This window comes from Sorangiineae bacterium MSr12523 (genome assembly GCA_037157775.1).
GTDB lineage: Bacteria > Myxococcota_A > Polyangia > Polyangiales > Polyangiaceae > Pendulispora > Pendulispora brunnea.
This window is the reverse complement of the sequence record CP089982.1, coordinates 6562573-6585806: the sequence shown is the minus strand read 5'-3', so window position 1 is coordinate 6585806 and position 23234 is coordinate 6562573. Positions and strand designations below refer to the sequence as shown.

Annotated in this window: 10 protein-coding genes; all 10 read left to right on the top strand. The window is 61.9% G+C overall.

Translation table 11 applies throughout. From position 1 onward, the window contains the following. Positions 1–81: 81 nt before the first annotated feature. The 10 genes from maiA to LZC95_25325 all read left to right on the top strand — a co-directional run bounded on the left by maiA (position 82) and on the right by LZC95_25325 (position 23205). Positions 82–729 (top strand): maleylacetoacetate isomerase, encoded by a 648-nt coding sequence (maiA, locus tag LZC95_25370; GenBank protein ID WXB00132.1) that lies wholly within the window; start codon positions 82–84, stop codon positions 727–729. A 26-nt stretch (positions 730–755) separates the two neighbouring features. After that, entirely contained in the window at positions 756–2480 is a 1725-nt protein-coding gene (locus tag LZC95_25365) for a BamA/TamA family outer membrane protein (GenBank protein WXB00131.1), read from the top strand. Next, the gene (locus LZC95_25360) at positions 2477–3151 is read left to right on the top strand and encodes a hypothetical protein (protein WXB00130.1); all 675 of its coding nucleotides are present in this window, start codon (positions 2477–2479) and stop codon (positions 3149–3151) included. The genes LZC95_25365 and LZC95_25360 overlap by 4 nt, the downstream gene beginning before the upstream one ends. Positions 3152–3181: 30 nt before the next feature. Further along, the gene (gene uvrC, locus LZC95_25355) at positions 3182–5209 is read left to right on the top strand and encodes an excinuclease ABC subunit UvrC (GenBank protein WXB00129.1); all 2028 of its coding nucleotides are present in this window, start codon (positions 3182–3184) and stop codon (positions 5207–5209) included. 191 nt (positions 5210–5400) lie between these two features. Further along, positions 5401–7725 carry a hypothetical protein gene (locus tag LZC95_25350; GenBank protein WXB00128.1) on the top strand — a complete coding sequence of 775 codons (2325 nt, stop codon included), beginning with the start codon at positions 5401–5403 and terminating at the stop codon, positions 7723–7725. A gap of 37 nt (positions 7726–7762) precedes the next feature. After that, positions 7763–8452, top strand: a complete 690-nt coding sequence (locus LZC95_25345; protein ID WXB00127.1) for a response regulator transcription factor — start codon at positions 7763–7765, stop codon at positions 8450–8452. Positions 8453–10458: 2006 nt separating this feature from the next. Continuing rightward, a complete protein-coding gene (locus LZC95_25340) occupies positions 10459–12186 on the top strand; it encodes a ricin-type beta-trefoil lectin domain protein (GenBank protein ID WXB00126.1) in 1728 nt (575 codons plus the stop codon). A 69-nt stretch (positions 12187–12255) separates the two neighbouring features. After that, positions 12256–17061, top strand: coding sequence for a hypothetical protein (locus LZC95_25335; GenBank protein ID WXB00125.1), 4806 nt, complete (start codon positions 12256–12258; stop codon positions 17059–17061). Between the two features lie 94 nt (positions 17062–17155). After that, complete coding sequence (locus tag LZC95_25330) at positions 17156–22780, top strand: FG-GAP-like repeat-containing protein (GenBank protein WXB00124.1); 5625 nt, start codon at positions 17156–17158, stop codon at positions 22778–22780. Next, positions 22777–23205: a hypothetical protein gene (locus LZC95_25325; protein WXB00123.1), complete on the top strand. Its 429-nt coding sequence runs from the start codon at positions 22777–22779 to the stop codon at positions 23203–23205. Before LZC95_25330 ends, LZC95_25325 begins: the two co-directional genes overlap by 4 nt. Positions 23206–23234: the final 29 nt, after the last annotated feature.

Sequence of the window (23234 nt, the reverse complement as noted above, 5' to 3'; positions counted from 1 at the left end):
CGCTTCGATGACCTCGCCGCTGCAGCCGTCGCTTGCTTACCCTGTTCGCGTGCCAACCGCACGTGCGAAGATGGGGACGCCATGCCAACGCTCCGTCTCTACACTTACTGGCGTTCGTCCTCCTCCTACCGTGTCCGCTTTGCGCTCCAGGTGAAAAAAATCGCCTACGAATCGGTTGCGGTGAACCTCCGACAGGGCGAGCAGCATGGGGACGAGCACCGCGAGCGGAGCCCGACGGGGTACGTGCCCTGTCTCTTCATCGATGGGCGGCCCGTGGTCGAGTCCGTGGCCATCATCGAGCTGCTCGACGAGCTTTTCCCCGATCCGCCGCTGTATCCGCGCGATCCTTGGGCGCGTGCGCGGGTTCGCGCCATGGTCGAGGTCATCAATGCGGGGACGCAGCCACTGCAGAACCTGGTGGTGCTCGAGCGGCTGGGGCCCGATCCGGAGGTGCGCAAGGAGTGGGCGAAGCACTTCAATACGCGCGGCCTCGCCAGCGTCGAACGACTCATGACGCTTCATGAAAAGGAGGGGGTCGAAGGGCGCTTTGCTTATGGCGACACGCTCACCGCGGCCGATCTCTTCCTCGTGCCGCAGATGTACAGTGCGCAGCGTTTCGGTGTGGACCTATCTCCCTTTCCGCGTGCCGTTGCCGCCGCCGAGGCGGCCCTTTCCACCGAGGCTGCGCAGGCAGCCATGCCCGAGCGCCAGCCCGACGCCATTCCGTGACCTTCGTTCGTAGGCCAGTGCGTAAAGTGCGTAAGCTCGCGATGGCGCTCGCGCTCCAGGTGGCCGCGGCGGCCATGACGGCGGCGACTGCGCACGCGCAGCCCGTCCGCACGTGGGGCGGCGAGCGTACGCCGCCCGAGCCTTCGTCCGACGCACCGCCGGCGCCCACGGCACCGCCCGCACCGCCGCCGCCCCCACCGCCCACCACGGTAGGCACACCCGTCGAAGGCTCGACCCGGCCGGAGCCGCCTCCCGTCCCGAAACCGCCTGCATCGAAAGGCAACGACGACCCGCAACACACCGCGCCCGCCGAACCGACGACACCGACGACCGAGGAGGAGGAAGAAGCTCGCTCGCAGGCCATCGTCCACACGCCGGGCCACATTGGCCTGCGTTACAAGCTCGAGGGCGTCGAGGTGCAGGGCAACACAACCACGCTGTCGCGGGTGGTGCTCCGGTACGTCCGTTTCAAAGCGGGCGACACGCTCGACGTCGACGACAAGGAGCTCTCGGTCACGCGCTTCCGCCTGCTCGGGACCGGCTTTTTCCGGGATGTCCAGCTTTCGCTCCGCCGCGGCTCGCGGCGCGGCTACGCGGTGCTCGTCGTGAGCGTCGTCGAGCGCAACACCATCGTCGTCAACGACATATGGCTCGGCTTGTCCGCCGACGCGGAGCCCGATGGGCGTGCGCGCCCGCTCACGGCGTATGGCGGCCTCGATGTTTCGGAGCGCAACCTCGCCGGCACCGGCATCACCCTGGGTGGCGCGATGGCCCTGGCCGATCGGCAGCTGGCGCTGCGCACGCGCTTCTCCGATCCGCAGTTCCGCGGCACGCCGTGGATGGCCAATGTCGAGCTGCTCTACAACAACGCCAAGGACTTCTTCGGCAACCGCGACGCCTTGGTCGACGATCCTCAGGCGGACGTGCGGCAGGACTTCGCCGTCGCCGCCTACCGCCGTTTTGGCGGCTCCGTGGGCGTGGGGCACGACCTGGGCACGACCACGCAGCTCTTTCTCGATTACCGATTCGAAAAGATCGATGCCAATCTGCCCCGGGCGGCCAGCCACGTGCGCGGCCGCGACGTGGAGCCCATCGATTTTCACATTCACGGCGGCAGCTCGCTCATATCCACCTTGCGCGCCACCATGGTGCACGACACGCGCGACGAGCCTTTTCTGCCCACGCGCGGCACGCACATGGCGCTGCTTTCCGAGCTTTCGCTCTCGCCGTTGGGGACCGATTACCCCTACGCCAAAGTGCAAGTGCGCGCCTCGCATTGGTTCCCACTGTCGTGGGGACACGTGCTGCGCCTCGAGGGCTTCGCCGGGAGCATTTTCGGCGATGCCCCCTTGTTCGAGCGCTTTTACGTGGGCGACTTCACCGACTTGCTGCCCGACCGCGTTCTCGATTTGAATTTCGACCGGCGTGCCGCGCCCAATTTCCTCGATACCAGCATTCAGGAAGTTCGATATGGCACGTACGCGGCCAAGGTGAACGTCGAATACCGAATACCGCTTTATCGCGGTACCCGGTCCATCTACGGTATCGACCTTTTTGGCTCCTTCGGCATTTACGGCCTGACCGACGATCTCAATTTGCGGCAGCCGCCGAGTGGCTATTCGGGATTCTCCAAAGTTCCCATCGATTTGACCTTCAACGCGGGCCTGCGCATCGAAACCAACGTGGGCGGCTTTGCCTTCGGCATTGCCAACCTGGTTGGCTTCATCCCCGTGCGATCGGAGGGCAATTGAAACCGCCCCTTCGATTCGCTCTCGCCGCGGTGGTGGCGCTTCTTCTGGGCATCGTGCTGCCGGGCCGCGCCGAGGCGCAGGAGGCGTCGCCCGAGCCCTCCACGGCGGCGGCGTTGCCCGCGCGCCAGGCCAATTTTGCGTGGGACAAGACGCGGCTCATCGCCAGCTTCTCCTACCGCGATGCCATCGACGCGCCGCTCACGCAAAAGCTCTCCAGCGGGCTCCCCACCATCATCGCGATGCGTGCGTACGTGATGCGCCAGGGCGAGGATACGCCGGTGGCCCTCGCGGTGCAGAGCTGCCGCGTGGTGTTCGACCTCTGGGAGGAGGTTTACCGCGTCACCGTCACCAGCCGCGGCGGCGTGCGCGATCAGCCCGTGCTCAACGTGGAAGGCGTGCTGCGCCAGTGCGCCGAGGCGCGCGATCTTCCCATTGCCGATAAATCGTACCTGCGTGCGGGAACGCCGCATTTTCTCGCGGTGAGGGTGGACATCAACCCGGTAAGCAAGGAGATGCTCGACCAGATGCGCACCTGGGTATCGCGCCCCACCGGCTCCACGGGCATTGGCCCCAGCGACGCGCTCTTCGGGTCCTTCGTGGGGCTGTTCGTCCGCAGCATCGGCTCCAGCGACCGCACGCTCCGCTTCCGCACGCAAACCGTGGTCCCGTGAGATTCCAGAGAAAGGCGTTATAAGAAACCCGTGCTTCCCGAGGTCGTACAGGAAAAGCTTCGCGCGCTTCCGGCCGAGTCCGGCGTTTATCTCTTCAAGGATCAGAAGAACGAAGTCGTCTACGTCGGGAAGGCCAAGAGCCTTCGCAGCCGCGTACGGAGCTATTTTCAAAGCGGGGGCAGCGATTCGCGGCTGTTCATTCCGCACCTGCTCGAGACCATCGGCGACCTCGACACGATCGTCACTGCCAACGAGAAAGAGGCGACGATCCTCGAGAACACGCTCATCAAGGAGCTTCGCCCCCGCTACAACGTCAAGCTCCGCGACGACAAGGAATACCTGTCCTTGCGGCTCAACGTGACGCATGCCTGGCCGCGCCTCGATGTGGTGCGCCGTCCGGCGGCGGATGGCTCGCGGTATTTCGGTCCGTACCATTCGGCCACCGCGGCACGCCGCACGTTGCACTTGATCAACAAGCATTTCCAGCTGCGCACGTGCAGTGATCTGGAGCTCACCAGCCGGCGGCGGCCTTGTTTGCAATATCAAATCAAGCGCTGTCCGGCGCCGTGCGTCTATGAAGTCGATCCCGCTTGGTACAAAGACCAAGTGCGCGCGGTGGCCATGTTCATCGAGGGCCGACACGACGAGCTCACGCGCGAGTTGCACGACCGCATGCAACGCTCTGCCCAGGAAATGCGCTTCGAATTGGCCGCCGTCTACCGCGATCAGCTTCGGGCCATCGAGCAAGTGCGCGAGTCGCAACGCGTGGTGGTGGCCGACGACGAAGTCGAAAAAGACGTCATTGGCCTTTACCGCGAAGGCGATTTGGTCGAATTGGTGATCCTTCACGTGCGCGGCGGGCGCCTCGGCGACGTGGGCACGTATTCGATCAAGCACGCGGAGATTCCGGAAGAGGAAATCGTCGCCGCCTTCATCGCGCAGCACTACGGCCGTGAGCAGCGGCCTCGAAGCGAGGAGGAAGAAGCCGTCGGGGCAGGGGAGGAGATCCTCGTGCCGCGCGAGATCGTGGTGCCCTGTTTGCCGGAAGGCCACGCGGGCATCGCGGAGTGGCTCGCCGAGCGCGCGGGCCACAAGGTGGCCATCGTTCATCCCAAGCGCGGAGCACGCGTCGATCTGCTGACCATGGCCAACGACAACGCGCGCCACTCGTTCTTGGAGAAGCGCCGCGTCTCCGACAGCGTGGAAGAGCGCCTGGCGCAGCTGCAAGAGCGACTGCGCTTGCCCACGTTGCCGCGCCGTATCGAATGCTGCGACATTTCGCACTTGGGCGGCGGCGATACTGTGGGTGCCGTGGTGGCCATGACGGACGGTGTGCTGGACAAAAAGCGCTACCGCACCTTCCATGTGCGCGGCACTGGCAGCGCCAACCGAGGCTCGGGCGAGTTGAATGCGGGCGACGACTACGCGGCCATGTACGAAGTCCTCGCACGCCGCTTCCGACGTGGCATCACCGCCGCGGCGGCGCCGGCCGAAGGTGCCGAGGACGCTGCGGCGACCGAGGAATCCGATCCGTGGGAGCTGCCGGACCTCTTCGTGGTCGACGGCGGTCGCGGACAGCTCGGCGTGGCATTGGCCGCGGCGCGCGACCTGGGACTTCACCAGCTTCCCATCGTGGGCCTCGCCAAGGAGAAGGAGAACGTCATGGGCGAGACGCTGGTCGATCGCGTCTACCTTCCCGGGCAGAAGAATCCCATCCCGCTGAAGACACACTCCGCCTCACTCTTCTTTTTGGCGCGGCTGCGCGACGAGGCCCACCGCTTCTCCAACCGCGGGCGCGAGAAGCGCGGCAAGGCCCGTCGCTTTCATTCGGCGCTGGACGATGTGCGAGGCATTGGGCCCACCACGAAAAAGGCATTGCTCAAAGCCTTGGGTTCGGCGATCGCCATCCAGCGCGCCGACGACGCGACCTTGCTCGCCATCCCGGGAGTTAATAAGCGCCACGTGGCTGCGCTCCGAAAGGCATTTCCCCCGGCGACGCCTGCCGCCATCGCACCGGACGCTGCGCCCGAGACCGCCCCCGACGAGGCAACGACGTGAGCATCTGCCAACCGCGTTGACAGCTCCGCGGATGCCCCACCGTGTGCGGCAAGCTCGTTTTCACAAGGAGATTTAGCCTCGAACGTGCACGCGAAGTCCTTCACACGTTGGTGCGCGGTATGCTTTACTCTCCAGCCGAGCCCTCGCCCCGAGGGCAAGCAGCTACGCACGACCACGAGGGAGTAGCGGACATGGAATACACCGGAGGCGGGCAGCGACGCACGCCGATGCATACTGCAGCTCGCGTCTTGACGGCCGCAGGTCTCCTGGCGAGCCTTGGCGCCCTGGGCAGCGGGTGTCTGACCCGCAAAGTCAGCGGTGAACCGCCGACCACGAAGATCAACTACACACAGGTCATCCGCCAATCGGCCATCGACAAGATCGACCTTTTGTTCGCCATCGACAACTCGACCTCGATGGGTGACAAGCAGGCGCTGTTCGCCGAAGCGGTTCCGGACCTCATCAACCGCCTGCTCACGCCGAACTGCCTGAGGGACTCCGACGGCGCCGTCGTCGCGCCGACGAGCGGCGGGTGCCCCCCGAACACCAAGCCGGAGTTCACCCCCGTTCAGGACATCCACATCGGCATCGTCAGCTCCTCGATCGGCAGCTACGGCACGGTCCAGTGCGATCCGGCCGTGCCGGGCAAGCAGAACGACGACAAAGGCCGCCTGCTGGTCCGCGCAACGGCGGGCAGCAGCCCCAAGACGCAGCCGTTCAATTTCCTTTCGTGGTTGCCCACCGTCGAGGCGAACAAGGACAAGAAGCCCATCGACGGGACGACGGCGTACGGTCGGACCGGGGACGTCGCCCGAGAGCGCGATCTGCTCGAGAACGACTTCAAGGCCATGGTGACCGGCACCGCCGACCACGGATGCGGCTACGAGGGGCAGCTCGAAAGTGTTTACCGCTTTCTGATTCAGCCCGATCCTTGGGAGAGCTACTCATTGCCGGGCGGTGAGAACAACCGCGATGCGGTCGTCTCGCTCAATGGGATCGACAAGGTCATCCTTCAGCAGCGTGCGAACTTCCTGCGGGAAGACTCGCTGGTCGCGGTCGTCATGCTGACCGACGAAAATGAGAACACGATCGACCCGCTGGCACTGCAAGCCCACTCGTGGCTTTACGAGAGCGGTTCGCAAGTTGCGGGCGGTACCCCCGCGTGCTCGGATCCCGCGAAGGGGCCGAACAGCCAGGAGTGCTTCTCCTGCTATCAGGACGGCGCGAAGGGGACCCCCTGCTACCAAAAGCCCCTAGACCGCGAGCTGGATGGCTTCAACGTACGCTTCTTCGAGCCGAAGCGGCGCTTTGGTTACGATCCGCGTTTCCCGATCGAGCGCTACACGACGGGCTTTACCCAGGCCAAGGTGCCCGACCGTCGTGGCGAGCATCCGGACAATTCGTTCAATTACGTGGGCAACCCCAATTGCACGAATCCGTTGTTCGCGAAGGCGTCGTCTCTCGCCGACGCTGCCGCAAACCCGGACAATCCGGACAAGCTGTGCAATCTGACGAAGAGCGATCGCTCGAGCGATCTCATCTTCTACGCCATCATCGGCGGCGTTCCTTGGCAGATGCTGACGGACAAACCGGACGATTTGAACGACAACAATCCGGGTGTCTTCAAGGACAAGCTGAATGATGACGATTGGAGACGCATTCTGGGTCAGGATCCGCTCCGCTACAACTTCGACGGCATCAACCCGCGCATGCGCGAGTCCATTGCAAAGCGCGAGGGCGTGACCGGCACCGATTGGCGTGATTGGGATACGAAGAACGACGACCTGCAGTATGCGTGCGTCTTCCCGCTCAAGGCGCCGAGGGACTGCACGAAGCCGGAGAACAAGGACGCCTGCGACTGCGCGCGGCCGACGGACTCGCCGCTGTGCGACGCGACGACCAAGACCACGCAGACCAAGGGCAAGGCGTATCCGACGGTCAGCCAGCTCTCGGTGGCGAGGACCCTCCGCGATCAGGGCATCGTCGCCTCGCTCTGCCCGCGTGAGATCACCAACACGGACAGCGCAGACTACGGCTATCGTCCGGCCGTCCGCACCATCGTCAACCGCCTGAAGGACGCACTCTCCGAGCGTTGCATCCCGCAGCCGCTCGAGGAAGAAGCGGATGGCACCGTTCCGTGCCTGATCACCGAGCTCTTGCCGTCGGGCGACCAAGCCACGGCGTGCGATCCTGCCAAGGGGCTGGAGCAGCCGGAGGCGGGCGTTCTCGATCGGTACCGCAAGCAGCAGCAAGCGAACAACGCGACCCCGGACGAGCTCGCGCGTCCCTTGTGCGTCATCAAGCAGCTCAAAGGCGCCGACCTCGTGAACAACTCTTGCGTGAAGTCCAACAAGGGTGGTTGGTGCTACGTGTCCCGTGAAAAGGTGCCGACCGAGAAATGCGCTCAGTCGATCAAGTTCCCGGAGCTGGACACGCTTCGTCCGCCGAACGGCGCCTTGGTCAGCTTGCAGTGCATCGAGCAGCCGCCCAGCGCGGGCGCAGACGCGGGCCCCTGATCGGGCTACGCGTTAGAGAAGGCGGCCAGGGGTAGCATTGTCTCCGAAGAAGACGATCCTGATCATCGAGGACGAGCCCCACATCGTCCTCGGACTACGCGATTCACTCGAGTTCGAAGGGTTTCGCGTAGTCTCGGCCGCCCGGGGTGGGGAAGGAGTCCAGCTTGCACGCAACGAGACTCCAGACGCCATCATCCTCGACCTGATGCTCCCGGACATGAACGGGTACGCGGTCTGTGAGGAGCTCCGGCGCTGGAGTCCTTTCGTGCCCATCATCATGCTTACGGCGCGCTCGCAGGAGATGGACAAGATCCGAGGCCTGGACGCCGGCGCCGATGACTACGTGACGAAGCCCTTCAGCGTCGGCGAGTTGATCGCACGCATCCGGGCCATCTTTCGCCGTGCCGCCCGCGTCGGCACCGCCCCCGAGACCTTCGAAATCGGCGAGGCCAGCGTCAACTTTGCCGCGCACACCCTCACGCGCGCCGGCGAAGTGTTGCAGCTTTCTTTCTACGAGGTCGAGCTTCTGCGCCTATTGAACGAGCGCGCCGGCCAACCCGTCAGCCGCGACGAGATTTTGCACAAGATATGGGGCCTCGACGCATCCCCGTCGAACCGCACCGTCGACAACTTCATCGTGAAGCTTCGCAAGAAGATCGAAGTATCCCCCGACAAGCCGAAGCACATTCTCACGGTATACGGCTATGGGTACAAGTTGGCGTTGTAACCGCAGGTACCGGCCAGTTGGTCTGAGCCGGGCAATTGCGCGGCCCGCCTCAAGTCGGAGGTCAGGTCGGACGATAGACTCTTGCCAATGGGTCCTGGCGACATCTTCGGCGACGCCAAAAACGCAAGTGATGCTTTTTGTTCGCAACTGAGCCGCGGCCGCGACCGAGTGAGTTTACGCGGAAGAGGAGCGAGTTTCTTTCGCGTGCGACTTTCTCTCTCACATGACCGAGGCAATATGACGAAGTACATGTTTGCGACTGCTAGTGCAGCAATCGCAATACTGGTGGGTTGCAGCGCAGAGCCTTCCGCCGAGGAGCTGACCGCCACGACAAGCGAGGCTTTCACGGAACTTAGCTGTGCGCTGCCAGTGACAACGGCAGACGCAACCATTCCGTCCATCACATCCGGATACTGCCCACTTGGATGGGACCACGTCCTGACGTCTCCAAACGAAAGCTACCATCATACCAAGTGCAAGAATGGTTACGTGATTGATGTTAATAAACTTACGAACGGTAATGACTTCTGGGTCGAGTGGCTCATGCCGCGACCGCTGGGACCCAATGGCCCATACCCCGGCTCGGCAGAGAATTGCGAGCATACGCACGCGCGTTATTGGGTAATTGGCTATGACGCCGACGGTGTGCCGTATAACATGCAAATCGCCGGTACGGGCTCTACGACTGGGACAAATCCCAAGACGTATCAATTCGACGGGAAATGGCATCCCTGCTCCGGCGGCTTTTGCCTCGGATGCACGTGGGATGGAGCTGTCAGTCACTTCACCATGGCAACCCCTGATGCACAGATGGTTCGTTTCCGTATCGTGGCCCAAGCTTTCGATGACCGTGATCAAGGTGTCTTCTGGCCAGTCGAGGTGAACGTCGCTGGGTACCCCAACGTCTGCCCGCACTGACCGTAATCCCCGGGTACCCCGTGTGCGACGGGGTACCTGGCTCGTTCCGTCCACGGGAGCATTGCTAAGCTATCTAGGTGAGATTGCCGACTAGCCCGAAATCGATTCCGGAGGGGTTCTAAACTAATCATGACAAGCCATTGCCAGGCTCCTCTGTCTCGAGCAGGCGACCTCTAATGCGCAGGCGGGTCACTTTCAAAGGGGCAATCCAGGACGGGCGCATGAAACGATATATGAGACAGCGGTCATTCCGATAAACGGGTAGGGTCAGCGATCGCCGCGGCTCCGTCAGCAATGCGAGCAACGGCTCCCTATCGACCAAGTCGATGAGGAGGGCTTTTCATCTGATTGGCGCGGCCGAAACTACCTGCGTTTGTCGTCCGTTGCGCGACATTGTAATACGCTGGTGTATGGTTCCCTGCCTATCTTTTCTAGGCAACAAAACGCGCTTGGGCGGGCGCCCTGCGCGCACGCTGGGCGAACCGGAGCGGGACGGCCCTCGCGCCGCTGTGGTCATTGCGTCGCGACATTTGTGCCAACCGACGAAGGAACCCTGGATGGCCGTTTGCGATTGCAGAGCAGGGCGCGCATCAAGCCCTTCCCTACTTGAGATAGGAGCGACGCCCCAGGCGTCGGCCGTGTAGAGGTCATTAGTTGCGAAGAACCGCTCACTCCACCGTTTCTGACGTTGGTTCACTGCCGCGGCGTCGCGAATTTGGGGTATAAGGCCTCCAAATGCGGGCAAATTGTGCGTGTCTGATTAATTGATTTGATTTGGTTTGCCACGGGGAAGGCTTATGTCTTATGGCCATGATGTATGGCTCCTTTGGGAGACACGAGGAGACATGGCGCTTTCATCGTGCTGTTGCATATCTCAACCCCGTATTGGTTTTACGTCCGAAAGCAGTCAGTCTTACAAATATTGTTAGCAACTCGGGGGTCAAATGGGTCAAGACGGTCTACGACAGCGAGAGTGCCTGCCGTCCCCTTGCTTTTCCAAGAAGGAATCGAGGCGAACAGAAAAGGCGGCAAAGGTCCGCCTGCCGCGCGCATGCAATAAATATCAAGAGAGCCTGCCAACTATTTGATTGGAGGACCTTCCGGTGCTTCATAGATTACACTCATTTGAATTGTCCAAAAAAACAAAGATCTCCGTCTGCGTACTCGCCGCGGTGCTGGCGGTGTCAGCCTGCAGTAGTTCATCGCGGACTTCTTCGGAGCGCGAATCGCAAGGTGTCGGCACCAACGCCCTCGCCCAGTTGGGTGCCATCGGTTCGCCAGCCGCGATCACGGCAGCCGATGGAAGGTGCTTGAGCATCTCCTCTACCAAGGCTGGCAGCATCGTTCGACTAGCCGCGTGTACCTTGGGGGCACGTGACCAGGCGTGGACATTTAATAAGGCGTCGCAGAGCATTTCGCCTGCCGCGAACGCCGCCAAGTGCGTCACCGTACGAGTCGGACAGGTCGCCGACGGAATGCAGCTTCAACTAGCCCGCTGCTCGCAGAGTGCGGCACAACGATTTGAACTCCCGCTGTCGGCCTTGCAGGGAAAGATCACTGCTCCTTCCGCCGGCTCGAAGTGTTTTGCTGCCGATGTGTCGAACACAGTAATTTTGCGGGGGTGCGATGGATCGTCCTTGCAGAACTGGAAGTTGGATTCCGCGCACGCTGCCGTTCCCACGGTTGATCCCTCGGGGATCGCAAGCATCGCGAGTGGAGGGCCATTCATGCTCGCGACCACGAACGACGGTCGCATCTTTGGCTGGGGGAGCAATGCGCACGCCGTGGTCCAGGCGGCCAAGACAACTTCGTCGCTCGCGCGGGATCTCGGGTACGCAACTCCAAGCCGGCGGGCCATCTCCGTCGCCGCAGGCCAGGAACATGCCTGCGCAGCACTGGGCATTAGCGGAGACAACGTTGCATGCTGGGGCAACGATTCTTATGGCCAAATAGCCGATCACCGTACGCAAGACGTTTCATCACCCAAAACCATTCCGGGAATTCAGGCCGTCGATCTTGTCGCGGGCCGTTGGTTTACCTGTGCCCGAGCTTCTACCGGCGGCGTAAAGTGCTGGGGTACCATGCGGTTTGCGGGAGAAAAGACCCTCGACATGCGCGTCCCGCGCATTCTCCTGGAATCGGGTGCCGTGGAATTCGCGGCGGGATCAAATCATCTTTGCGTGCGCACTTCGGACGGCAAGGTCTCATGCCTCGGCAACAACACGTCGGGGCAAGCTGGGGTCACCACGGCGACATGGATGGAAACGTTCTTTCCCATCAATCTACCGCGCTCGGCGGTCGCCATCTTCGCCGGCGGCGATGCTTCCTGCGCCAAGCTCGAGGACGACTCCGTGTATTGCTGGGGCACGAACGGCTATGGCGTTTTCGGATCCGGTCTGCCGGAATTGCTTCCTGGCGACAATCCCGAGACACCTATCCTACGACTCGGGCTTTTCGAGCCGACGCACGTTCCTGTGCTCGATGCATTTGAACGGCTGGAACTCGGAGCGAAACACTCTTGTGGTGACAAGGGCGACGGAAGCCTATGGTGCTGGGGCACCAATGACAGCGGCGAGCTCGGAGTGCGCACGTCCGAGCCGTCCCGTGTTGCGGTCGGGCCGATTTCGCTGGGTAACGTTCCGTTGCTCTCCTACGCAGTCTCGCGCGATGCCGCGGCGGAACACACGTGCGCTCTTCGCAATGACGGTCAAGTTTGGTGCTGGGGCGACAACACCCGCGACATGCTCGACAACCGGCGTGTGACGGAGTCGTATTCTCCTGTTCCGGTGCAATCGTATCCGGCGGTCACTCAATGAGTTAGCGGACCACAAATGAGTCCATCTAAAGGTATTCGCTCGTCCTCAGGACGGCAAGGGGCTACGACTGTGCGTTTTTCCTACTTGACACTCACTAGTGTTTCGTTCGCGCTGCTTGCTGCAGCGTGCAGCTCATCGACGGAACCAGGCTCCGAGGCGCCTATCGGCGAGGTATCAACCGCCGCCACGACGGGTGCTGATGACGTTCAAGCGTGCTCGAAAGAGTTCGCGCGGCCTTCCGGCTCGCTCTCCGACAATCTGTGCTCGGGCTTCTGGGAGTACCCGGCGCCTTGTTACACCTTCAAGAACAGTGCCGATTGTGGGACCGAAGCATGGAGTACGCCCACGTACGTCACCAAGAAGCTCTCGTGCCAAAAACCTTCCTGCGGCCCCGTGAATCCACCGCGGCAAAAGCTACGTCGTGAAGAGGACACGCGATCGGTCTACTTTCATCCCGAGGGAAGCGATGCTGCCTCGTGCAAGGACGTCATGATCAAGGACGTCATCAGAACCGCGCGCCGGATGTACATTTACAATGAGCCAGCCGACCCGGTCACCGAGGCGGACTGGAAAAAGATCTATCCGTTCATGGATTGGAGTCCTTATAGCTCGAGGATCATCCCGAACACCAGCCCAGAGATGGTGCACTGTGTCTACGACATCAATGTTGCTGTCTTCAACTCATGCGAGGACCTGCCGAACGAGAACTACTGCGGGACGACCTCCGTGCCCAGTGGCACGAGCAGTATCTCCCTCTCGTGCCGGCTTAAGGCGCATGGACTGGCCAACGCGTCGCAGTGCGACGAACCCCCGTTGCGATCCGAAATTGGCCTATCGCTGGAGGGCTTGAAGGAACGAAACCCCGACTATACCGATATCGTAAATGGCGGCGGTGCGTCGAAGGGGTACGCTGCAGCGACGTGCGTAACGTGCGATGAAACGCCCCTGCCCGAGTACACCACCCCCCCGCCGGACCAGGCCGAACTGGATCGCCGGAAGAAGGCGGTGCAGGGTCGCTACGAGTGCCTGTATCGCTCGCTCGTTCAGCACACCGTCGATGATGGGGCGGGCTACCGGCGCGTGGCGTCGGAAACGAACATCGCGACGCGCGTCGTGAAGAACATGAAGCTTCTCGCAGAGATGCGAGGCGAATATCTCGAGGCGGGCCAACGCGACGAGATTCAAAAGCTTTACCTCTACACCGTGCCGCCCGATTGCGATCAGAATCGGCCGGCGCAAGACGGGGCTGCCGCATGCGGAACGCTTCTTCGCTCGAATGCGAGCGCGGCCAATGTGAGCAAGGCGTTGGGCTCGTTCGAATACTGCGACGCCATGCGCGTACACGGCACGGGCACCACGCTCCTGGCGAACCAGAGCGCGTGCCTCGATGCGTACAAGACGCTCACGAACTTCCGCGGAGGTGATGCTGCCTTCCAGCAGGATTACAATACGAAATGCCGCCCCCTCGCTCCGGCCAAGTGGGATGTGCAATACGTCTCGGCGGCAAGCCAGCGCGTGACCGGTACCGTTCCGACCTCGAACGATCCCGCCGCGATGAAGCAGCTGCAGTCCGACGTGCAGGCCCGACTCGCGGCTATCGACGCTTGGTACGTGCAGCGCATCGCCGCTATCAAGGCGGTCCTTGCGGACATGAACGGACAGCCGCCGGGGCAGATTGCCGCCAAGAAGATCGAGCTCCTCGCCGAAATGCGGGCCGACCTGGACGAAATGCTGGGTCGACTATGGGCAACGGTCTACGGTCTGTCGGGTGTACCGACGACGACGACGCGATCGGACTTGGCCAGTGTGAACTTCGAGCTCGATCGTCGCATCCTTCTGGCGGCGCTCACGCCGTATACGCCTCCCGGAAGCACCACCTCCACCGGGCTTCCAATGCCGCACGGACCACTCCTTTATGTCTTGAGCGATGCTCTGCAGGGAATGTCCGGGCGTCTTCGGACCATGAGCGGGTTACACGATCTCGGATGCCGGTTCCGCAGTGGGGGATGCGCCGCAGGAGCTCGGTCGACGCAGGTCAGCGAGCTCTATCGCATCATAAGTGCGATTCCCGACAGCACCACCTTGTCCACCGCGATTGACGCGGCATCGCATCTCGCTACCGATCCATGGCGCGAGGCGTTCACCGCGCTCAAAACGGGGCATTCCACCTTCGAAGCAGCCGTGCTCGATGCGCTCGACCCGCTGGCGCCGCCCACGGATTACAAGACGGAGATGGTGTCCGCGTCGTCGAACGGTCAGCCGCGGCCGATCAATGCGTTGTCCGGCATCGTGAGCGACGCAAAGATTCGGACGGACCACTACACCACTGTGGGCCTTTTCGAAACGGGCAACCCGAACGTCATACATGGAAGTTTCACGAAGGAGACTCGCGACGCGTGGTTGGCACAGCTCGACAGCGACTCGGCAACCCTCAAGACCGAGAGAGATAGGTACGTTGCTAAGGAGAGTGAGTACCTGGAAACGCAAATCAAACAAGTGCAGCAGCAAGGGTCGCTCGAAGGCGTCAAGGCCAAGTTGGCGGCCAACACCACGCGGCGCAATCAGTTGCTGAGCGATCTAGGCGGTCTGCGCGACAACGTTTCCCGGAACGAGATGCAGTTCGGTGACTTCGTGGCGGCGTATAACACGTTGCTGAAAGAGGAAAAGGAACAGGCAGACTACGCTTTCGATCCGAAACAGCTGGCGACGTTCCTGGTTAATCCGAAACAACACGCCATCTATCAGCCAGGAACGTTCCAGATCGGTCAATGGGCCATCCCTGGCGTCGATTGGTCGCAAGACGTTGGGGAGATCACGAACCTCCAAGTGTCCGGCACCTGGGCCCCCGTGTGCGCGCTGAAGGGATTGAAACTTCCCGATGGGAAGACGATGCCGGACGCCGAGCTCGATGGGCTGCGCACGGGCCCCGAGGGCTTCTCGCTGTCGTTTACGAACTCGGGATTCAAAGCCACGAGCCATAGCACGGTAGACTCGGTCCAGGATTTCCGACAAATCGTCCACCGCAATTCGGAATGCGAGAGCGGCAACTTCACGGGCGGCATCAGCATCACGCAACCTGTCAACTACTCGGTGACCTACAGCAACTCCCTCACGGATTGCGTGGACCGCTCGTCTGGAACCACCTATACGCACGCGGTCACCGACACCGATGGCAGCGGAGGTGAGATGCGCACCAGTGCTTCGTTCGTCGGCGGGGTGCGTGCCCCCAACACGCCATTCCCGAGGGCGCCCGCCGGGGCCCTGCTGGCGGTGGCCTTGAAACCTGGAAAAATCAGGCTCGACGACGACGAGAGCCGTCCGCTAAATGGCAACGGGCGCAACGTCGTGGACGTGCGGGTCATTCAAAGCCCGAACACGGCCCTCATGTATCCTGAACCGGTGCGAGTCTACCTGGTCGTGAACGATTCCGGACAATGCGGAGCGAGCGCGAACACCCAATCCTTGACAGTGACCCCCTTCCGATTGAAGGCGGCGATCAAATTGCTCGAGGCGTTCGCCAAGCCCCTGTCAGAAGTTCATAAGTGGCTGCGCTCCGAGCGCCCCCGGCTCGTGGCCCAAGGCCAGCTTACTTCCACCGACACCGCCCAATTGCAGGCGCAGGCCTATCAAAAGCTGACGACCGGCTGCCATTGCAACTTCAATCAGTATCCTCACTTCGTACAGGGCTTCTTCAGCGAATGGCTCGCCAAGGAGATTGCTCAGATCGATCGCTTCATTGCGATCCAAACGAAGGAACGAGAACTCCGGTTGCTCGACATGGATTATGCGGCTCTCACGACTGAATATGAGTCGGAAGAGCGACAAGGCCGGTTGCGCACGGTCGTGGCAAACATCCAAGCGCGAAACCTCGACTCGTACCAATTGGACACGTTCATGCGCACTGCAGCTGCGCGCGCCACCCAATGGGTTTACCCCATTCTCCAACTTCGCCATCCGAAAGCGCTGGTAGCCCTCGCCCAGGACTCGACCTTCAACGACAAGCTTAACTTGCTGATCGACTCGGTGTGGTCCACGCCCGCTGGCGCGTCCGCGAGCTCTGTGGGCGAACTGGCACAGAGGGAAACCGACGTACTCGCGCGGATGGCCCAGACCATTCGCAATGTCGTCTTGAATGACCGGAACGACCCCATTCTCAACGAGGTCGTGGTGAGAATTCCGCGCGTGCTCGACGTCAACGATCCCAACGCGGCCTGCACACCCTTTCCACGCCCAGGCGATCTGCCGCACTCTAGCTGGAAGGCCATCGGGTCGGTCTCCGAGCCGGACGCGCAAGGAAAAGTGACCATTCGTGATTGCGCCAAGGCTCGCCGTATGTGGGCCGATCTGCTGAACCCGGCTAAGAAGACGGTCACCATCGAACTGTCCCCCGAGGACGTGTACGTAGCCACCGGAGGCCCGGCCCCGCTCATCTGCAATGTCGCTGCCCCTCTCATCACGCACATGGCGGTTTACTTGGGGACGGACATGGCCGACAGCATTGCCACCAGCTTGAACAGCCAAGCGCTAGCTCCGGCTATGCTGGCACGTGACCGGATGCTCTTCCCGCTCAAGACCGGTGTCGAATCATACGACGTCGACTCCGCGCTACTCTATTCACAGGGGCGTTTCTTGTTCGGAAAGGGCGATAACGCATTGGACACCTTCTCGAAGATAAAGACGCAATCGCCACAAACCCTGACTCATCAGGCGGGGTTCTCTCCGTTCACGGCGTTTACGTTTGCCACGGAACTGCTGCACCAGAATTCCGCCAGACCGCTCGATGAGGCTTACGAGCTGGATCTCGTGTTCAACATCGACCCGTCGTATCAGACCTCGTCCAGCGGCAACGTCAAAGGCGTGCCGCAGTGCCAGTAAACCCTGATGCCTCGGTAACTACGTAGTAAGTGCCGTCCGGCGGGAGTCCGTCGGACGGCGCGCTTTCTTGCTCGAACCTTGGGACAATTTTGACATGCGTACGATCTGGCAGATCCTCGCCGCAGCCGTCGTTGCATCGTTTGCAAGCACTTCGTCGGCCCAAACGACTCCATTTACCGATGCGCGCGTGCAGGCGCCGGAGCTTCGCGCCCCCACACGCGGGTCGCTGGCCGGGCAATACGCATCCTTGGCTTTCGGCCCCGGTGATGTCAGCCGCGGTCTCTTTTCCCTTCCGCTCCCCGTTGCGGTGCCCGGCGAGCGTGGCGCGCTCGCGGCCGCGGTGATACCCACGTATAGCGCGGAGCACGGGCTTTCGGAATGGGGCGTGGGCTGGAGCGTCCCCGCGCTGGTGATTCAGCGCACGAGGGTGCTCGGCGATATCGATTATCGAAACGACGAGCTGACGGGCCCGTGGGGTCGCATGATCCTGGGTGACGACGCGGCCTGGTATCCGTTGGGAATGAAGACGCCGGTGCGCGTGGTCCCATCGGGGGAGGAGCTCGTGGCCTACTTGCCCGATGGGTCGCGTTGGACCTTTGGCGGAGCGGTGCGGAACACGACGGCGGCCGGCACGTACGGGTGGTATCTGACCGATATCACGACGGCCACTGGCTCGAATACGACGTTTACTTACGAGAAGAATACTTCGGGGCGCCCGTTCCTCACCACGGTGACCTACGGCGGGACCAAGCTCGCGCCCAAGCAATACCAGCTCACGTTCGACTATTCGCCGCTGTCGGTTTCACCCGTCGACTACCGGTCGGGTGAGCCAAAGACCCTCGACCGACGTGTGACCGCGGTGCATGCACGTGTTGCTCAAGGAGGTGCATATGCCGAGCGGTATCGCTATGAAATTGCGTACACCGAGGAGTCCCGCGGGCTCGCGTTCTTTCTGACGAGCCTTCAACAGGTTTTTCCCAACGGCCGCATGCCGGCCACTACGTACACGTATACGCTGGGAAGCGATTACTTCAAAGAAGCCCGCGAGCAACGTGCGGCGGGTCTCGACACGGTGCTCGCCAAGAACGGCTCGGATTCCTTTCAGCCGAATCGCTCGTCCTCGTTCGATGCGGATCTCGATGGCCGGCCCGATCTCGAGCTGGCATTCGACCAGCGCATGCTGCGGCAAACCAACGAAGGCTGGGTCGCCGAGGCGTTGCCACCACCGTCGTCCTCTGCAAATTCGCAGTGCCGGCCGGCGGCGGCGCCGAGCAATTCGCCGCGCATGGTGGCCCGTTTGCGTGGCGATTCCGACCAGTTGAACGTATTGGGCCTCATTGCGAGTCCATCGGCGACGGCTCTCTTCGTTTGCGAACGCGATGGCACGCTCTTGTCGCAAATGCAGGTGCCGGGAAAATGGGAGCCGGGACCGACGACGCGCCTGGTCGACCTGAATCACGATCATCAGCCTGATTTCGTATTGGTGCAGACGGGGGGCTACAAGATTTTGCCGAACCAGAGCACGGCCTCCGGCGTGGCTTTTGGCAACGCCATCACCGGGCTGCTCTCACCGTCGTTCACGCCGAGCGTGGCTTGGGTTTACGACTTCAATGGAGATGGAATACCTGATCTCATTGCGGCCACGCAAACGTCGCTCGTCGTGTGGTTCGGAAAAGGGAACTTTGCGTTCGAGACGAAAGGGAAGTCGTTCCCCGTCGTAAATACGCTGGGCCAATCGATCGGGGACATGTCGCCATACCAAGTCTCGTTCTTGGACGCGAACAACGACGGATTGTCCGATCTTCTGCTGACCGGCGGCACGTCACCGATGCTCTTTACGAACAGCGGCACGATGTTTCGACAGCTCGACATGCCCGCGTTCCGCAGCAGCCATTTGCCGGGTGTCCGCCCGGTGGTGCTCGATCTCGGAGGCACGGGCAACACGGGACTGGCCTATGCAAAGGACGGCCTGGGGTACGCGTTCGATCTCGACGGCCCAGGGGTGGGATTGATGAGCAGTGCCAACGATGGCCGTGGCACCGTCGTGCAATTCGCCTATGATCGCGCACCCCCCGAAGCGGGCGTGCGCTTGCGCAACAGCGTACTGGCGCGCGTGCAGGTCACGACCACGGGGGTGGACCCAGTGGTTTACGACTACACCTATGGGCAGCCGACGCTGCACAGCGTTGGCAAGTTCCTCGTGGGTTACGGGCAGGTGCAGCGGCGCAGCCCTCTCGATGCGACGACGGAGTCGTTTCTCAATGGGAACGACTGGGCCGGCTTGTTGGTCCAGCGCACCGAGCGCGACGACCTTTCTTCGGCCGTGGAGCGGTTTGCGTTCAAGGAATACGAGGATGCGCGCACGCACGGTGTTGCGTGGAAGCGCGTCAAACGCGAAGGCAAAGGCTGGCGGAGCACGGATCCAAGCCGAACGGACGCGTTCTTCGAGCAGACGCAGTATTTGGCATACGAAAGGGACGTATGCGCGTCGCGTACACGCACGATAACGCGTGCGGGCGAGCTTTCGACAACGAAAACGTTCTACGACTTGCAGGCGTTCAACGAATCATTGAGCTGTCTCGACAAGCACATCATCGCAGCGGGAACGCACGCTGACGCGTCACTGGACTTTCGCCACGAGGCGGAGCTTGCGCGAACCCACGACGGGCTATTGGAAGGGCTCACCCTGTACGACGCCAATGGTACGGCCCTCGTGGATCAATCGGTGATCTACGATATCGACGGGCTGCCAACGAGCATCACGACGCCGGCAACCGGGACGACGACGTACGGGTACGATCCAACGACGCGCCTTCTTGCCAGCATCACGGGCGCGGACGGTGTGGCGACCGCGGTAACGCGTGATCCAATCACTGATTCGATCATCTCGATTGGCGTCAACCGTGGCCGCGGAGCGTACGTGCGGAGCTTCGAGTTCGACGCGTTTGAACGGCTGTCGGCCTCGTGGGACAACCTCGGGCGCAGTTCGCAGCAGTTGCCGCTGGAGACGTACAGCTACCGCTATGCGAACGGGAACCTCCCCGCACTCGTCCAAGGGACGACGCTCGTCGACGCAGCGCGTGGCATTTACGCCAGGACTGCGGAGGCAATGACGGGCGGCGGCGAGACCCTAGCCCAATTGCACGCGGCCCCCGAAGGCTGGGTCTTCGATTCCCTGTCGCTGCGCGAGCGCAGCGTGCGCCGTCTCACGTCGCTCACCAGGGCGACCGCCAACTTCGACGTGGCTGGGCTCGATGTGCCAGGGCTTTATGCCTCGGCGCAACAGGTGGGGGTCGCGCAGCAAGGCCTTTTCGACCTTCCCGTCGTGCAGTCGCAGAAGCTGCACGCGGACGTCGAGCGGGACGTAACCACGACGTTGGGCTTGAGCGATGGTCTCACCCGCACCGACGTCGAAAACGCGGCGACGTCCACGGTCACGTCGTTCGACGAGCGCATGCACACCGTCGGTTACCGGGACGAGGCTGGCGCTCGGATGACGTACGACTACGATGCCTTTGGTCGCGTACGGCGGGTTCACCTTGCGGACGGTGCCGAGCACCGTATCGATTACGATGCGTATGGCCATCCGATCCGCATCGACCGGGGCGGTGTCGGGGCGATTGCGTATTTCTACGACGCGAGGACGGGGCTTTTGCGCGAGCGGGATTTTTCCCCGCCCGGCGGAGGGCTCGACAGCGTCGTTCGCAAGGTTCTCTATCAATATGACGGAATCGGGCGGCTCGTAAACGAGACGCACGTCGACGTGCCGAGCGGCGACACCCAGGTGTTCCGCTACTACCATGACGGTGCGAGCCCATCGTCGCCCGATACACGCAACGCGCGCGGGCTTCTCTCGGCGGTGACCAGCGAGGGTTACACCAAGACGTTGGAGTACCGCCTCGACGGGCTCGAGTCGCATCGTTCGACCACGATTGCCGGCTGGCGCCAAGCCGATGTGGATGTCACCTATGACGATCGCGGAAGGCCGCGCGGGCGGCTGATTCGACTGCGTGACGGTAGGGGGAATCTTCTCGCGACGAACGACGAGTCGTTTTCGTACGACGCGTATGGCCGACAGGCGAAACTCGATATCGACGGCAACGAGTTCGCCGCGTACGGGTTCGACACGAATGACCATGTCGCGAGCGCCAGTTTTTCTGGTTCCTACGCGCACGGCGAGCGCGTGAACTTCACGTACGATCCGTTGACACGTACGCGCACGGGCGTCCAAACCACGACGGCGGGGTGGACCTCGTCGCTGACCACGCGCATGAACGCGCGTGCGCTGATTGGTTCGCAAGACATCAAGGTCGGCGGTACGTCCCTGCGTCGCGCATTTGGTTATTCGCCCCAGCGTTTCTTGGCCTCATCGACGGACGCAACGGATGCCTATTCCTATGCGTACGATCCGACGGGCCTTCCTACGCGCATTCAGCATGATGCACACGGGACCAGTGATGTGCGCACTCTCGAACGACGAGGAAGCGTGCTGTCGGCCGGCCACCACTTTCACACCTTCGATTCGCTCGGACGGGTCGTGCAGCGCGATGAGGTCATCCTGACCTACGGGCCGAACGGGCAGGTGTCCTCGGCCTCCACGTCGACCAAGGCGTGGAGCTACCTGTACGACGAAACGGGTGCACGCATCGCCAAGCTCGTTGGAGGCCAGGCGGTTGCCGCGTACCTCGAAGGCGGGACCTTCGTCGATGCGACGTCGATGACCGAGCCTGTTGTCGTCGATGGACAAACGGTGGGCGTGCTGCGTGTGACGACACCGGCCGGAGGTGCGGGCACCAAAGAGTTGAAGGTCCTTGCCACGGACCTCTTGGGCACGATCCTTTCCGACACGAACGGCACAGCGCGCCTTCCTTCCCCCTTTGGTGAGCGTGACGTTCACCCCGATGAGTCGGAAGCCATCGACTACGCGGCCAAGGCTTGGGACCCGGATCTCGGCGTTGTTCGCATGGGCGTTCGCGACTACGATCCCTTGCTCGCGCGCTTCCTGACGGCCGACCCACTCTTTCTCGAGCATCCGGAGAAGTGCATCGAGAGTCCGTCGGAGTGCAACCTCTATGGCTATGCCCGCAACCTGCCTTCGCAACTGAAGGATCCCACCGGCACCTTCGCAGGCGTCGATGACGGCGCGGAGGCAGCGGCCGGCGTCATCTTTTTCACGGCGCTGACCCTTCACTTCTATCTGCAGCAACCTGCCGTGCAGAGGGATCTGCGCGCGGCGGCGTCGCAAGCCGCGGATCGCCTGAAGGAGTTGGTTTCGTCGGTAACGTCGAGCTCTACGAAGCCGGCCACGCAAGACCAAACAGACTCCCCTCCTGTTCTGCTGGCAAAGCCAGCCGATAAAGCTGACAGTGGTGACAAGGCGGTCGCGAAGGAGGACGCGAAAGACAAGCGACAAGATAAATATGTAGTTCGGTTGCAGGCTCAGGGTGGTCACCTCGAAAAATCAGTTGTATTCTCGCAGTCGAGTCCGGTGACAGCAGCGCAGGCACTCGCAGGGCTCGAGGCGCTCAGAGGGGAGTTGACGAAATCGCAGCGCAAGGAACGTGCGGTGGCATTCGTGGCTGCCGAAGCTTGGATTGTAAAGACGGCTGCAGGAGGCGGCTCGCCGCCCGATCGCAAGTCCTTCTACATTCCAGGTGTCCGTGGTACGGACGCACGTGTCGACATCGAAATTTTGGCCGGTCATAATATCGTAAAATGAACCCCCCGAACTATCGTGAGACGCGGCGCGCTTTCATGGAGAAATTCGAAGCGCTACGAGTGGCGGCCAAGGTCGAGGCTTTGCCCGAGTGGTATCCCATTCACTTTCCTGACGACAGCAACATGGTAAGTTGGATCTCTGCTTCGCAACAGCGCGCCATGAGAGTGCAGGAGGCGGCCGAGGATCGGCTTTTTGGATTCGATTTTTTTATTTCCAAAGCCGGAATCGACTACGAGCTGACCCAGCTTACTCTCGACGTTGAGGGGACGTTCGATAAGTCACAACTTGTTTTCGAGATTTATCAATTATGGTTCATCGACCAAATGTCGCCCGAGCGTTTAAAGTCTCTTTTGGACGAATTTGTCAAAGCCTACGCCAAAGAAGGTGCCGTTTTGTGTGCGGTGGACGACGAGGAAGATGAATAGGTTTTAATCGGATAGATTCGTTGTCTGTG